This window comes from Burkholderia sp. CpTa8-5 (genome assembly GCF_017815045.1).
Taxonomy (GTDB): Bacteria; Pseudomonadota; Gammaproteobacteria; order Burkholderiales; family Burkholderiaceae; genus Burkholderia; species Burkholderia sola.
Window position 1 is genome coordinate 58,019 of sequence record NZ_JAGIQD010000026.1, and the last position, 13,935, is coordinate 71,953.

13 protein-coding genes are annotated in these 13,935 nt (G+C 66.8%); 6 read left to right on the forward strand and 7 right to left on the reverse strand.

The genetic code is table 11. From position 1 onward, the window contains the following. Window positions 1-38 precede the first annotated feature (38 nt). From J8I35_RS28415 to J8I35_RS28445, 7 genes are all read right to left on the reverse strand, one after another. Entirely contained in the window at window positions 39-956 is a 918-nt protein-coding gene (locus J8I35_RS28415) for an ABC transporter permease subunit (RefSeq protein ID WP_006489141.1), read from the reverse strand. Window positions 957-960: 4 nt separating this feature from the next. Next, on the reverse strand, window positions 961-1,971 hold the full coding sequence (locus J8I35_RS28420; RefSeq protein WP_050014245.1) for an ABC transporter permease subunit: 1,011 nt from the start codon (window positions 1,969-1,971) through the stop codon (window positions 961-963). 118 nt (window positions 1,972-2,089) lie between these two features. Then, window positions 2,090-3,718, reverse strand: coding sequence for an ABC transporter substrate-binding protein (locus J8I35_RS28425; RefSeq protein WP_050014244.1), 1,629 nt, complete (start codon window positions 3,716-3,718; stop codon window positions 2,090-2,092). Window positions 3,719-4,038: 320 nt separating this feature from the next. Beyond that, the gene (locus tag J8I35_RS28430) at window positions 4,039-5,346 is read right to left on the reverse strand and encodes an MFS transporter (protein ID WP_050014243.1); all 1,308 of its coding nucleotides are present in this window, start codon (window positions 5,344-5,346) and stop codon (window positions 4,039-4,041) included. Between the two features lie 190 nt (window positions 5,347-5,536). Further along, window positions 5,537-5,848, reverse strand: coding sequence for a high-potential iron-sulfur protein (locus J8I35_RS28435; protein WP_021163765.1), 312 nt, complete (start codon window positions 5,846-5,848; stop codon window positions 5,537-5,539). Window positions 5,849-6,005: 157 nt separating this feature from the next. Next, on the reverse strand, window positions 6,006-7,115 hold the full coding sequence (locus J8I35_RS28440) for an NAD(P)/FAD-dependent oxidoreductase (RefSeq protein ID WP_050014239.1): 1,110 nt from the start codon (window positions 7,113-7,115) through the stop codon (window positions 6,006-6,008). 178 nt (window positions 7,116-7,293) lie between these two features. Next, entirely contained in the window at window positions 7,294-8,274 is a 981-nt protein-coding gene (locus tag J8I35_RS28445; RefSeq protein ID WP_050014238.1) for an AAA family ATPase, read from the reverse strand. Window positions 8,275-8,510: 236 nt separating this feature from the next. Between J8I35_RS28445 and J8I35_RS28450 the strand changes: the two genes are divergently transcribed. The 6 genes from J8I35_RS28450 to rqpR all read left to right on the forward strand — a co-directional run bounded on the left by J8I35_RS28450 (window position 8,511) and on the right by rqpR (window position 13,703). Next, complete coding sequence (locus J8I35_RS28450) at window positions 8,511-9,239, forward strand: nitroreductase (RefSeq protein WP_209928145.1); 729 nt, start codon at window positions 8,511-8,513, stop codon at window positions 9,237-9,239. A 147-nt stretch (window positions 9,240-9,386) separates the two neighbouring features. Next, complete coding sequence (locus tag J8I35_RS28455; protein WP_050014237.1) at window positions 9,387-9,875, forward strand: hypothetical protein; 489 nt, start codon at window positions 9,387-9,389, stop codon at window positions 9,873-9,875. A gap of 5 nt (window positions 9,876-9,880) precedes the next feature. Then, complete coding sequence (locus J8I35_RS28460; RefSeq protein WP_089488901.1) at window positions 9,881-10,696, forward strand: endonuclease/exonuclease/phosphatase family protein; 816 nt, start codon at window positions 9,881-9,883, stop codon at window positions 10,694-10,696. Between the two features lie 306 nt (window positions 10,697-11,002). Next, window positions 11,003-11,773: a ferredoxin--NADP reductase gene (locus tag J8I35_RS28465; RefSeq protein ID WP_050014236.1), complete on the forward strand. Its 771-nt coding sequence runs from the start codon at window positions 11,003-11,005 to the stop codon at window positions 11,771-11,773. Window positions 11,774-12,223: 450 nt separating this feature from the next. Next, window positions 12,224-13,039, forward strand: a complete 816-nt coding sequence (gene rqpS, locus J8I35_RS28470) for a quorum system sensor histidine kinase RqpS (RefSeq protein ID WP_050014235.1) — start codon at window positions 12,224-12,226, stop codon at window positions 13,037-13,039. Window positions 13,040-13,046: 7 nt separating this feature from the next. Next, entirely contained in the window at window positions 13,047-13,703 is a 657-nt protein-coding gene (rqpR, locus tag J8I35_RS28475) for a response regulator transcription factor RqpR (RefSeq protein WP_124556266.1), read from the forward strand. Window positions 13,704-13,935 lie beyond the last annotated feature (232 nt).

Here is a 13,935-nt window from a genome sequence, read left to right on the forward strand (position 1 = left end):
GGGGCAGCGAACATAGTGAGTGTGGGGGTTGTTTCATCTCACGCCATCCGCTTCAGTTTGGGATCGAGTGCGTCGCGCAGCCCGTCGCCGAGCAGGTTGATCGCGAGCACCGAAATCAGGATCGACAGGCCGGGCATCGTCACGATCCACCATGCGTTGTCGATGTAGTCGCGCGCGGACGCGAGCATCGCGCCCCACTCGGCGGTCGGCGGTTGCACGCCGAGGCCGAGGAAGCCGAGCGCGGCCGCGTCGAGAATCGCCGACGAGAAGCCGAGCGTCGCCTGCACGATCAGCGGCGCCGTGCAGTTCGGCAGCACCTGCGAGAACATCAGCCGCAGCGTGCCGGCGCCGGCCACGCGCGACGCGGTCACGTACTCTTTCTGCAGCTCGCCGAGCGCCGACGCGCGCGTGAGGCGGACGTAGGCCGGCAGCGCGACGATCGCGATCGCGAACATCGTGTTGGTGAGGCCCGGGCCGATGATCGCGACGACCGCGACCGCGAGCAGCAGCGACGGCAGCGCGAGCAGCACGTCCATGATGCGCATCACCGGCGTGTCGGCCCACTTCTGGAAGAACGCGGCGACGAGCCCGAGCACGATGCCGGGGATCAGCGCGAGCACGACCGATACGAAGCCGATCCAGAACGACATCCGCGCGCCGAACATCAGCCGCGAAAGGATGTCGCGGCCCGCTTCGTCGGTGCCGAGGATGAATTGCCAGTTGCCGCCGGCGAGCCACGCGGGCGGAATCTTCACGTAGTCGCGGTATTGCTCGACCGGGCTGTGCGGCGCGATCAGCGGCGCGAGCAGGGCGACTGCGATCAGCACGATCACGACGATGCCCGCGCCGACGGCGCCGCGGTTGCGCGAGAAGTTGGCCCAGAACTCGCGCAGCGCGAGCGCACGGCCGCCGGCCGGCGCGGATTCGGTCGGCAGGGTATTTTGCAGATTGCTCATGGAATTACCTCGTGTGGCGGATGCGCGGATTCAGCACGCCGTACAGCAGGTCGACGACCAGGTTCACGACGATCACGAGCGTCGCGATCAACAGGATGCCGCCCTGGACGACCGGATAGTCGCGGCGGCCGATCGCATCGATCAGCCACTTGCCGACGCCGGGCCACGAAAAGAGCGTCTCGGTCAGCACGGCGCCGGCAAGCAGCGTGCCGATCTGCAGGCCGATCACGGTGACGACCGGGATCAGCGCATTGCGCAGCGCATGCACGACGACCACGCGCACGGGCGACAGCCCTTTCGCGCGGGCGGTGCGGATGTAGTCCTCGCGCAACACTTCGAGCATCGACGAGCGCGTCATCCGCGCGATCACCGCAAGCGGGATCGTGCCGAGCACGATCGCGGGCAGGATCAGGTGGCTGACCGCCGACTTGAACGAACCTTCGTCCGGCGCGAGCAGCGCGTCGATCAGCATGAAGCCGGTCGGGTGCGGGAAATCGTATTCGACCGCGATGCGCCCCGACACGGGCGTCCAGCCGAGATACGACGAGAACACCATGATGAGGATCAGCCCCCACCAGAAGATCGGCATCGAATAGCCGGTGAGCGCGGTGCCCATCACGCCGTGGTCGACGACCGAGCCGCGCCGCAGCGCGGCGATCACGCCGGCCGGCAGACCGACCGCGAGCGCGAACACGAGCGCGCACAGCGACAGTTCGACGGTCGCCGGGAAGCGCGCGAAGAACTCGCCCGCGACGCTCGTGTTGGTGATGATCGACATGCCGAGGTCGCCATGCAGCGCCCGGCCGATGTAGTGGATGTACTGCAGGGGCAGCGGCTGGTCGAGCCCGAGGCGTTTCATCGCCTCTGCGTGCATCGCGGGATCGACGCCGCGCTCGCCCATCATCACTTCGATGGGGTCGCCCGGTATCAGGTGAATCAGCGCAAACGCCAGGATGGTGATGCCGATGAAAGTCGGGATCACCATCCCCACGCGGCGCAACACGAATCTGAACATGATGCGTCTCGTATTTTCTTGTGGGAAATGTGCGACCGGCGACGAAGGGCTTTTGGCCCCTCGCCGCCGGATGATTTCAAGCCGGTTTTCTCAATGACGACAGCTTACGCCAGCCCGGTTACTTCACGCTGACACCGTCGAAACGCGCATAGCCGAGCGGTTCGATACGCATGTCGACCACGTTCTTGCGCACCGGCTGGTAAACGGTCGAGTTCGCGATCGGCGAGAACGGCAGCTGTTGCGCGAAGATCTGCTGCGCCTGCGTGTAGAGCTTCGTGCGCGCGTCCTGCCCCGTCGTCGTGCGGCCCTTCTGCACCAGTTCGTCGAACGGCTTGTAGCACCAGTGCGAGAAGTTGTTGCCCTTGATCGCCTCGCAGCCGAGCAGCGTGCCGAGCCAGTTGTCGGGGTCGCCGTTGTCGCCCGTCCAGCCGATCAGCATCGTGTCCTGCTCGCCCGAGTGCGCGCGCTTGATGTACTCGCCCCATTCATACGTGACGATCTTCGCCTTCACGCCGATCTTCGCCCAGTCGGCCTGGATCATCTCGGCCATCAGGCGGGCGTTCGGGTTGTACGCGCGCTGCACCGGCATCGCCCACAGCGTGATCTCGAAACCGTTCGGGAAGCCTGCCTTCGCGAGCAGCGCCTTCGCCTTCGCGGTGTCATAGGCGGCCATCTTCAGGTTCTTGTCGTACGACCATTGGGTCGGCGGCATCGGCGCGGTCGCGGCCTGGCCGGCGCCCTGGTACACGGACTCGAGGATCGCCTTCTTGTTGATCGCCATGTCGAGCGCCTGACGCACCTCGAGCTTGTCGACCGGCTTGTGCTCGACGTTGTACGCGAGGTAGCCGAGGTTGAAGCCGGCCTGCGACGGCATGTCGACGTTCGAATCGGCCTTCAGCGTCGCGATGTCGGCCGGGCGCGGATAGCTCATCACCTGGCATTCGTTGCGCTTGAGCTTCTGCACGCGCACGCCCGGATCCGGCGTGATCGAGAAGATCAGCTTCGACAGCTTCACTTCGCCCTTCTTCCAGTAATCGGGATTGCCGTCGAAGCGGATCGTCGCATCCTTCGTATAGCTGCGGAAGATGAACGGGCCCGTGCCGACCGGCTTCTGGTTGATGTCGGCGGCCTTGCCGGCCTTCATCAGCTGATCGCCGTATTCGGCCGACAGGATCGACGCGAATTCCATCGCCATGTTCTGGATGAACGGCGCGTTCGGCTCGGCCAGCGTGAACTTCACGGTGTACGGATCGACCTTCTCGATCTTCGTGATCAGCTTGTCGAGGCCCATGTCGGTGAAGTACGGGAACGACACCGGGTACGCCTTGCGGAACGCATTGTTCGGGTCGAGCATGCGCTGGAACGAGAACAGCACGTCGTCCGCGTTGAATTCACGCGTCGGCTTGAAGAAGTCGGTCGTGTGGAACTTCACGCCGTGGCGCAGGTGGAACGTGTACACCTTGCCGTCGGACGACACGTCCCACTTCTCGGCGAGGCCGGGCTCGACCTTCGTGCCGCCGCGCTCGAATTCGACGAGGCGGTTGTAGACGGTGAACGTGGCGGCGGTGAAATCGACGCCGGTCGTAAATTGCGCGGAATCGAAACCCGCCGGGCTGCCTTCTGAGCAGTAGACGAGCGTTTTGTTCGGGATCTGTGCGAATGCAGAGCCCGCGACGCCGAGCGATGCCGCTGCCACGCCTGCCATGGCGGTAACACGCAGGGTGTGCAACAGACGGTTGTATTCCATGTTTCCTCCAGGTCTCCAGATCGGAACCGGTCCCGCCAGGGTCCGGCGTACGCGGATATTACTTGAGCTAACGATGCGGCAACAAGCTGGAGAAAAAACTCTTCTAGATGTCCGGCGGGTTTTTGCCGATTTTTAGTGGGGGTAAAAAATGCGACAACGCGCGCGAGCGACAATTTCGTTCATTTCGCGGCTTGTTTCGTTCGACGACTAAACAATTCGGGTGCGAACACGAAGGGGCGACGCACCGTTTCCCCGCGTTCTGCAGCACATCATTGCGTTTTACGAAACGATGCGATGACCGTCGTCAAATCGTCATGTCGTCACGCCGGCGCGTCGAGGTCGGCGTTGCGCGCGGGCACGAACGCGACCGCGACGATCGACAGCGCGATGCCCGCCATCACGTAATAGGTCGGCGCGAGCGGCGTGCCGGTCACCTTGATCAGCCACGTGACGATGAACTGGCCGAAGCCGCCGAACAGCATCACCGCGACGTTGTACGCGATCGACAGCCCGGTCGAGCGCACGTTGGCCGGGAACAGCTCGGCGATCATCGCGCCGAACGGCCCGTAGTAGCCCGCGAGCGTCACCGACAGCACGGCCTGCACCGCGATCAGCCGCCCGATGCTCGGCGCCGCGTCGAGCCACGCGAACAGCGGATACATCAGCGCGAGCGTCAGCGCCAGCGACCACAGCGACAGCCCCTTGCGGCCGATGCGGTCCGACCACGCGCCGGCGATCGGCGACAGCACCATCAGCAGCAGGTTGCCGACGATCACCGCGTAGAACGATTCCGCATAGGGCAACTTCAGCTGCTTCACCGCGAAGGTCGGCAGATAGCTGATCAGCACGTAGATCGTCACGGTGAGCGCGATCACCGAGCCGAGCCCGCACAGCACCTCGCGCGGGTGGCGCGTGAACACTTCGCCGAGCGTCGCGCGGCGCGCGCTCTGCTGCGCATGCAGGAATGCTTCGGAATCCGCGAGATGACGGCGGATGTAGAAACCGATCGGGCCGATCACGAGCCCGAGGACGAACGGCACGCGCCAGCCCCAACTGCGCAGCGCGTCGTGCGACAGCCCGCGCGTGACGGCCGCGCCGACGAGCGCGCCGATCAGCAGCGCGCCCGCCTGGCTCGCCATCTGCCAGCTGCCGTAGAAACCGCGTTTCGAGAACGGCGCCGCTTCGATCAGCAGGGCCGTCGCGCTGCCGAATTCGCCGCCCGCGGAAAAGCCCTGCAGCAGGCGGCCGAGCACGATCAGCAGCGGGCCGCCGATGCCGATCGCCGCATAGGGCGGCGCGATCGCGAGCAGGAAAATGCCGGCCGTCATCAGCAGGATCACCAGCGACAGCGCGGCCTTGCGGCCCGCACGGTCCGCGTACAGCCCGAACACGATGCCGCCGATCGGGCGCATGAAGAACGCGACGCCGAACGTCGCGGTGGTGAGCAGCAGCGACGAGTATTCGCTCGAGGTGGGGAAGAACAGCTCGGCGATCACGACCGTCATGAAGCCGAACACCGTGAAGTCGTACCACTCGAGCGCATTGCCGATCACGGCGGCCACGACGGCTCGCCGGTTCAGCGCACGCTCGGGCCGGGTCAATTTCGTTGAATTCGCAATCGTCGCCATGCGTGCCTCGTCCTCATGAATTCGCCGTGTCGGGCGGTTCGGCGCGCGGGATGCCGCGGCGCGCTGGTGTGCAGCGAGTGTAGAAAGCGACGGAACCGTTTTCAAGCAATAAAAAACGCCCGCCATCGTTGGAAGGCGAGCGTTTTGCGGTTTTCGCCGCATTGCGGCATCGCACGATGCCGCACGGGCCTCAACCCATCTTCGAGAACGCGCTGCACCAGCCCTTCGCCGACACCTGCTTGCCGGGGAACGCGCCGCACGGACCCGACGCCGAGCCCTTCTTGCCTTGATACAGCATGCAGGCCGCGCAATCCTGGCCCGCCGCGTATTTCGGGTACTTCGTCTTGTCGACCTTCGTGGCATCGGCCTTGTAGCCGAGCGCCACCGCGGTCGGATCGGTTTCCGACAGCATCGGCGCATCGGCCAGCGCTTCGCGCGACAGCGCCAGTGCGGACACGGCGCCGATGCTCGTAATCAGGAAACTCCGACGGGATGTTTTCATGGGGGACTCGCTCCAACGTTATCGGTTTGAAAGCCGTTCTGGCGACGGCGTCCAACAGAATAACCGCCAAGCGAATAAATGTGCGCGCCGAAATGCCGGAGATAAGGGATTTCACACGGGCTTCACACGGGCTTCCCGCGCGGAGGCGGGCCGTGCGTCACGCGCGCGACACCATGTCGCCGACGCGCTGCGCGAGCGCGAGCGACGCGGTGAGCCCCGGCGACTCGATGCCGAACAGGTTCACGAGCCCGCGCACGCCGTGTTGAGCGGCGCCCTGCACGATGAAGTCGGCCGGCGGCTCGCCGGGCCCGGCGACCTTCGGCCGGATGCCCGCGTACGCCGGCTGCAGCGCGTCGTCGGGCAGGCCCGGCCAGAATGCGCGGATCGACGCGTAGAACGCACCCGCGCGCGCCGGATCGACTTCGTAGCGCAGCGCATCGCACCACTCGACGTCCGGGCCGAAGCGCGCCTGCCCGCCGAGATCGAACGTCAGGTGCACGCCGAGCCCCGCACGATCGGGCATCGGGTAGATCAGGTGCGAGAACGGCGCACGGCCCGACAGGCTGAAATAATTGCCGCGCGCGAGATAGAGCGGCGGCACCCAGCGCGGATCGAGGCCGCGCGTGCGGTGCGCGAGCGCCTGCGCGCCGAGCCCCGCGCTGTTGATCACGCACGACGCGTCGATCTCGGTCGGCGCGGCGCCGCCGGTACGCACGCTGAAGCGCCCGCCGCGCAGCACGTCGATCGACTCGACCGGAGATTGCAGCGCGCACACGGCGCCGTCGCGCTCCGCATCGCCGAGCAGCGCGAGCATCAGCTGGTGGCTGTCGACGATGCCGGTCGACGGCGAGAACAGCGCCTCCACGCATTCGAGCGCGGGCTCGAGCGTCTGCGCCTCGGCGCGCGTGAGCGGCAGCAGGTCGAGCACGCCGTTTTCGGCCGCGCGCGCGCCGATCGCCTTCAACTGCTTCACCTGCGCGGCGCTCGTCGCGACGATCAGCTTGCCCGTGCGCCGGTGCGGCACGTGATGCGTGTCGCAGAATTCGTACAGCAGGTCGCGCCCGTGCACGCACGACGTCGCCTTCAGCGACCCGCGCGGATAGTAGAGCCCCGCGTGAATCACCTCGCTGTTGCGCGAACTCGTGCCCGTGCCGATCGCGTCGGCCGCCTCGAGCACGATCGTTTCACGCCCGCGCGCGGCCAGCTCGCGCGCAATCGCCAGACCGACGACACCCGCGCCGATCACGACACAATCCGTCTGCTCCATGGCTTTTCGCGCTGCTCGCGCGTCGAAGGGAGAGAAGAGAATTGTACGTCCCGGTTCGCCCGCTTGCCGAACACGTGCGCATCGCGTCGCGACGATACGGATGGTGGTGTGGACAACGATGTGGCCGGGCGCACAACGCACGCCCCGCGCACACCGCAGCCGGGCGCGCGGGACGGCGTCAGAAGCCGATCGGCCGGCGCTTCGCCGCGCCTTCGTCCGCGCGGATGTCGGTCGGCCCGATCGCGTCGCGGCCGGCGAGCCGCGCGGCGCCGAACGCGTGCAGCAGCGCGCGGCGCATCGTGCGCGGCGGCGTCGCGGCCAGCACGTCGAGCGCATCGTCGCCGAGCGTCTCCGGGAAGCGCCGCCCCCACGCATGCGACGTGCGGATCTCGTCGTAGATCGTCTGCGCGATCCGGCGCGCGCCGGCCGCATCGGGCGCCGCGATCTCGTACACGTTCATCCGGTTGAGCAACGGCTCCGGAATCGCCTGCGCGTCGTTCGCGGTCGCGATCCAGATCACGTTGCCCGCGTTGATCGGCACTTCCGCGAATTCGTCGACGAACGCGCGCGCGGTGTCGTGCTCGAGCAACGCATACAGCGCGCCGAGCGGATCGTATTGCGCATCGCTGCCGGCCTTGTCGATCTCGTCGACCGCGATCACCGGGTTCGCGTAGCTGCCGTTCACGAGCGCGTCGAACACCTTGCCCGGCTTCGCGTTCTTCCATTGCGACGACGCGCCCGACAGGATCCAGCCGGCCGTCAGCGAACTCATCGGCACGTAGTGGTACGCGGTGCCGAGCAACTGCGCGAGCGCCTTCGCGAAATGCGTCTTGCCGATCCCGGGCGGCCCGAGCAGCAGGATCGGCATCAGTTCGAGCCGATCCTCCGTTTCGAGACACAGCGCGATCTGCTTGCGCACGTCGTCGAGCGGCTCGCCGAAATTCGGCAGCGCTTCGCCGAGCGCGTCGAACGACGGCATCCGGTTCGGCTTCACGCAGAAGCGCAGATTCCCCGTCTTGAGCATCCGCTCGTAGGTCGAGCGCAGTGCGTCGCTCGCGCTCTCGTTCAGGTCGCTCAGCGCCGTCTCGACCTGCTCGAGGTCGTACACCGTGCTGAAGGACGCCACCGCCAGTTCCTGTTTCACCATCGCCGTCGTCATACCCACCTCGCTGCACTTGCCGTCACACACTCATCAGACCCTTACGATTTTCAGTGTAACGATCCCGCATCGCCGTGCAAGCAAGCAGCCGGGGGCGTCTGCTGCTAACAGCGCGCGCCCGCTGCACGGCCGCGCGCCGCGGCGTATGATCGAACGTTCACGACCCTCGCGGCGGGCGCGCCGCTCGCACACTGCCCCGCACTTCGCCTGACGCCGCGCCGCCCGAAGGTATGCCGATGCCCGTCCCCGCTGCTTCCCCGCGCGTCGATGCCGACGCGATCCGTTCCGTCGATGCCGTCGACGCCGCGCTCAAGTCGCGCCGCGCGGTCCGCGCGTTCCTGCCGACGCCTGTGCCGCGCGACACGATCGAGGCGATCCTCGAAGCCGCGAGCCGCGCGCCGTCGGGCACCAACATCCAGCCGTGGCGCGTGTACGTCGCGACGGGCGCCACGCGCGACGCGCTCGCCGCCGCGCTCACCGCCGCCTACGACGACCCCGCGCGCGACGAGAAATACGTCGCCGAATACGACTACTACCCGCGCGAATGGGTGTCGCCGTATATCGACCGGCGCCGCAAGGTCGGCTGGGACCTGTACGGCCTGTTGGACATCCGCCGCGACGAGAAGGCGCGCATGCATGCGCAGCACGCGCGCAATTTCCGTTTCTTCGATGCGCCGGTCGCGCTGTTCTTCACACTGGACCGGGTCATGACGCACGGCGCATGGCTGGACTGCGGGATGTTCCTGCAAGGCGTGATGACGGCCGCGCGTGCGCGCGGCCTCGATACGTGCCCGCAGGCGGCGTTCGTGCCGTTTCACCGGATCGTCGCCGAACACCTCGACATTCCTGCGAACGAGCAGTTCGTCTGCGGGATGTCGCTCGGCCATGCGGACCCGGACGCGATCGAGAACCGGCTCGTCACCGAGCGCGCGAGCGTCGCCGAGTTCACGCGCTTTTTCGCTTGAAAATGCATGACGCGGCCCTACCTGCCGAGCAGGACCGCATCGTGCTGCGAACCTGGCGCGGCACGTCCCGCCACATCGCGACCGAAATCGATCGGGCGTAAGATGTGCGTCCGTTCCCCGCTTTTCCCGAGTTTCCGGAGACGTTTCATGCTGAAACACGGCCTGGCCGTCCTGCTTGCGAGCGTCGTGCTCGCCGCCCATGCGCAGAGCCCCGCGCCGGCCGTCGTCGCATGGGAAATCCAGGTGGTGCGCGACGGTCAGACGATCGACACGTTCCAGCAAAACACCACCGTGGGCCAGTCCCGCACCGATACCCATCGCTATCCGTCGTCCGTGCCGGTCGGCTGCGGCAATGCCGCGCGCGTCGTGCCGACCGAGCGCGCGCGCTCGGTGACGGTCGCGCCGCTCGCCGTCGACGTCAGCGCGAACACCGTGTCGCTCGGGCTCGACGTGCAGGAAACGCTCGACGACGAAAACGCGACGCGTAGCGATCCGTGCGTGCCGGCGTCGCCGCGGCAAATCGTCGCGAGCCACCCCGGCCTGGCGGTCGGCGGCGACGCTTGGACCGACTGGACGCTCGTCGAGCAGCATCCGCATCTCGTGTACCGCGTGCGCGCGCACGTCGCGAAGGACTGAACGTCATGTCCGCCGACGCCCTCTCCTTGCCGTTCGCCGAGCCCCACGCCGCGCCCGACGAAATCACCGCCGTCAGCTGGAACCTGCACAAAGGGCGCTCGCCGCTCGGCTTCACCGCGTGGAACGCGATGCGCGACTGGATGCAGTCGACCCACGCCGACGTGTATTTCCTGCAGGAAGCGATGGCGCGCCGCATGCCGCGCCCGATGCTCGCACCGGGCTTCGGCGCGCCGATGGACGACACGGTCGACGACGTGTGGCATTGCCAGGCCACCGAGATCGCGCAGGCGCTCGACTGGCAGATCGCGCTCGGGCCGAACGTGTTCAAGCCGTCGTGGCGGCACGGCAACGCGATCCTGTCGCCGCATCCGCTCGACCTCGGCGGCCGCTGGGACATCTCCGCGCACCGCTTCGAGCGGCGCGGGCTGCTGGTCGCGCGCGCGACGCTCGCGGGCGCGCGGCCGGTGACGCTGCTGTGCGCGCACCTCGCGCTCACGCGCGCCGCGCGGCTGCGCCAGATGCACTGGATCGCGCACTGGATCGAGCGCAACGCGGGCGACGGCCCGTTGATGCTCGCCGGCGACTTCAACGACTGGCGCAACGATTCGGTCGCGCTGTTCGGCGAGATCGGGCTGTCCGAGGTCGCGACGCTGCTCGGCGAATCGGGCCGCACGTTCCCCGCGTTCTCGCCGGCGCTCGCGCTCGACAAGATGTTCGTGCGCGGCCTGACGCCGCTCGAATGGCGCGCGCCGTCCGGCGAGGCCGCGTGGCTGTCGGACCACCTGCCGTACATTGCGCGCCTGCGCCTCGATCCGCAGTAACGCGCGCGGCCGGCGGCGCCCCGGTCACGGCGCCGCCGGCACGCGCCGCATGCGCCGCGAATCACGCGGCCGACCAGCGAAAGCATGTTGAAAGGATATGTTGCGCCAAATCCGCGCAGCCGCGGGGGTCAAGCCCGCGATCCGCGTCGACAGGGTAAAATAACCAGTTCCTCAAACGTCTGTCATCGAGAAGGCGCGTGTCCGACGCGCCAGCCGGCCGATCCGCGATCGGGCCGTCGCACTCGGTTTTTGCCCATTTTTTGGGCCCGTTACACGCGTTCGCCACGCGCGTCCGTTTTCAAAGCCATGAGCAAATACGACACCGCCACCGTCCAATCCGTCCATCACTGGACCGACACGCTTTTCAGCTTCACCTGCACCCGTGAGGCGAGCCTGCGCTTCAACAACGGCGAATTCACGATGGTCGGCCTCGAAGTCGACGGCAAGCCGCTCGCGCGCGCCTACTCGATCGTCAGCCCGAACTACGAAGAGCATCTCGAATTCTTCAGCATCAAGGTGCAGGACGGCCCGCTGACGTCGCGCCTGCAACACCTGAAGGTGGGCGACACGGTGCTGATCGGCAAGAAGCCCACGGGCACGCTGGTCGCCGACAACCTGCTGCCGGGCAAGACGCTGTGGATGCTGTCGACGGGCACGGGCCTCGCGCCGTTCATGTCGATCATCCGCGATCCGGACATCTACGACCGCTTCGACAAGGTGATCCTGACCCACACGTGCCGCCTGAAGGGCGAGCTCGCGTACATGGACTACATCAAGCACGACCTGCCGGGCCACGAGTACCTGGGCGACATCATCAAGGAAAAGCTCGTCTACTACCCGACGGTCACGCGCGAAGCGTTCGACAACGAGGGCCGGATCACCGACCTGATCGCGACGGGCAAGCTGTTCACGGATCTCGGCGTGCCGGCGTTCTCGCCGGAAAACGACCGCGTGATGCTGTGCGGCAGCACCGCGATGCTGAAGGACACGACCGAGCTGCTGAAGCAGGCCGGCCTCGTCGAAGGCAAGAACAGCGCACCGGGTCATTACGTGATCGAGCGCGCGTTCGTGGACTGATCGATCCCCTTCGGGCCTGTTCCCGCCAATAACGGGAACAGGCCCTCATTGCGCATCATCAAGAACCGGAGCGAAAGCGCCGGTTTTTTTTCGTCCGCACTTGGCGAATTCGTAACAAACTGGGACCATTCCATCTCAAATAGTTACATTTGGATACGTCATCCCCGGGTGCTCGGGTGTCAGTGTTTTTCCTACAACACCTTCATTCCGATCATTCACATTTACCCTTAAATGTCCGCCTGACATGACCTTTTCAGAAATTTTGAGATATTATTCGGCGCGCGTGGTTGCCGTTTGGATGAGCTTGAAAGGGTCGGATGCAAGTGTTACAAGACGTAACTTTTGTTACTTCGGCATGGGGCGATTCTCCGGCGGCGACCGTCATCGAAACGGCAGCCAGCCCACGCAGCCAGCCGGTGTCTGAACCGCTTTCTGACAGCAGGGAGAGTCATGGATACGTCGCTTAACGCGCCCTCGGGCGCCCACGCCCCGTTCCCGTCGCGGCAGCGCATGCCTGGCCGCGCTGCTACTCCGTCGACGGCCGACGCCGCGTCGAAACGCGACGCGTCCGCCGCACGGATCGCGGCACTTTCCGCCCAGCTTCTCGCCGCCGACGAAGCGGCCCGCCGCCATCTGGCCGGCGAGCTGCACGACGGGCTCGGCGCCGAATTGACCGCCGCCCGCTTCGCGCTCGCAAACGTTCAAACGTGGCTGCCGGCCGATGCGCCGGAAGGCTGCTTGCGCGCGCTGGCGCTGGCGCAGCAGGCGCTCGACGCCGCGACCGACGCGAATCGCCGGCTCATCGACGAGCGCGACACGCCGGCGCTGGACGCCGGCATGGTCGGCGCGCTGGCGTCGTGGATCGACACCCATGCGGCCCGCACGGGCCTGCGCACGAGCTTCGTGTGCGCGGCCGACGCCCGCCTGACGCAGCTCGCCGGCGCAAGCGCGCTCGCGGTGTTCCGCGTCGCGCAGGAAGCGTTGTCGAACGTCGCGAAACATGCCCGCGCGACGTCGGTCGACGTCCGGATCGCCACCGACGGCACGCACCTGTCGCTCAGTGTCGCCGACGATGGGACCGGTTTCGCCCAGCGCCGCCGCAGCGGCTACGGCCTGGCCGGCATGCGCGCCCGGTGCGAGGCGTTCGGCGGCAGCTTCGAGGCGGCCACGCCGGCCACCGGCCGCGGCACGCGCGTCACCGCACGCTTCGCGTGGGATTCGCTGCTCGCGGTGCCGGTCGCGGCACGCCGCACGTCGCTTTCGTGAGGTCGCGATGAGCCTGAACATCCTGCTCGTGGACGATCACGCGATCGTCCGGCAAGGGATCCGCCAGTTGCTGATCGACCGCGGCATCGCGCGCGACGTGACCGAGGCCGAGACCGGCGGCGACGCGATGGCCGCCGTCGACAAGCAGGAATTCGACGTGATCCTGCTCGACATCTCGCTGCCCGACACGAACGGCATCGAGGTGCTCAAGCGCCTCAAGCGCAAGCTCACGCGTGCGCCGGTGCTGATGTTCTCGATGTACCGCGAGGATCAGTACGCGGTACGCGCGCTGAAGGCCGGCGCGGCCGGCTACCTGTCGAAGACGGTCAACGCCGCGCAGATGATCGGCGCGATCCAGCAGGTCGCGGCCGGCCGCAAGTACGTGAGCCCCGCGATGGCCGAGGCGCTCGCCGAATACGTGTCGTTCGAGAACGAACCGCTGCCGCACGAGAAGCTGTCCGATCGCGAATACCAGACGCTCTGCATGCTCGCGTCCGGCAAGCGGCTCACCGATATCGCGAACACGCTGTCGCTGTCGGTGAAGACGGTCAGCGTGTACCGGTCGCGGCTGCTCGAGAAGATGCGGCTGTCGAACAACGCGGAACTCACGTTCTACGTGATGAGCAATCGGCTCGTCGACATGGCGCCCACGGCCGGCGCCTGATCGCCCGGCCAGCCCCGCATTCGTCCGATCCGGCGACGCGGCGAACGCCGCGCCGCGCTCGATCGCGCCCGCTTCGCCTCCGTTTCACCCCGTGTCGCGCGCAAACGCTTGTTTTTTCGGACGATTCCGCGACACGCCGCTGCACCGCAACGGGGCTTGTACGCCAAATCGGCTAAAATTATCGGTTTTCACTCAGTCGGCGCGCCGTGCCTGCGCGTGCTGGCGATTCATC

Excerpts from the sequence above, each read along its gene's own strand:
- J8I35_RS28415 (WP_006489141.1), bottom strand. The coding sequence starts at position 956 with ATGAGCAATCTGCAAAATACCCTGCCGACCGAATCCGCGCCGGCCGGC.
- J8I35_RS28420 (WP_050014245.1), bottom strand. The coding sequence starts at position 1,971 with ATGTTCAGATTCGTGTTGCGCCGCGTGGGGATGGTGATCCCGACTTTC.
- J8I35_RS28425 (WP_050014244.1), bottom strand. The coding sequence starts at position 3,718 with ATGGAATACAACCGTCTGTTGCACACCCTGCGTGTTACCGCCATGGCA.
- J8I35_RS28430 (WP_050014243.1), bottom strand. The coding sequence starts at position 5,346 with ATGGCGACGATTGCGAATTCAACGAAATTGACCCGGCCCGAGCGTGCG.
- J8I35_RS28435 (WP_021163765.1), bottom strand. The coding sequence starts at position 5,848 with ATGAAAACATCCCGTCGGAGTTTCCTGATTACGAGCATCGGCGCCGTG.
- J8I35_RS28440 (WP_050014239.1), bottom strand. The coding sequence starts at position 7,115 with ATGGAGCAGACGGATTGTGTCGTGATCGGCGCGGGTGTCGTCGGTCTG.
- J8I35_RS28445 (WP_050014238.1), bottom strand. The coding sequence starts at position 8,274 with ATGACGACGGCGATGGTGAAACAGGAACTGGCGGTGGCGTCCTTCAGC.
- J8I35_RS28450 (WP_209928145.1), top strand. The coding sequence starts at position 8,511 with ATGCCCGTCCCCGCTGCTTCCCCGCGCGTCGATGCCGACGCGATCCGT.
- J8I35_RS28455 (WP_050014237.1), top strand. The coding sequence starts at position 9,387 with ATGCTGAAACACGGCCTGGCCGTCCTGCTTGCGAGCGTCGTGCTCGCC.
- J8I35_RS28460 (WP_089488901.1), top strand. The coding sequence starts at position 9,881 with ATGTCCGCCGACGCCCTCTCCTTGCCGTTCGCCGAGCCCCACGCCGCG.
- J8I35_RS28465 (WP_050014236.1), top strand. The coding sequence starts at position 11,003 with ATGAGCAAATACGACACCGCCACCGTCCAATCCGTCCATCACTGGACC.
- rqpS (WP_050014235.1), top strand. The coding sequence starts at position 12,224 with ATGGATACGTCGCTTAACGCGCCCTCGGGCGCCCACGCCCCGTTCCCG.
- rqpR (WP_124556266.1), top strand. The coding sequence starts at position 13,047 with ATGAGCCTGAACATCCTGCTCGTGGACGATCACGCGATCGTCCGGCAA.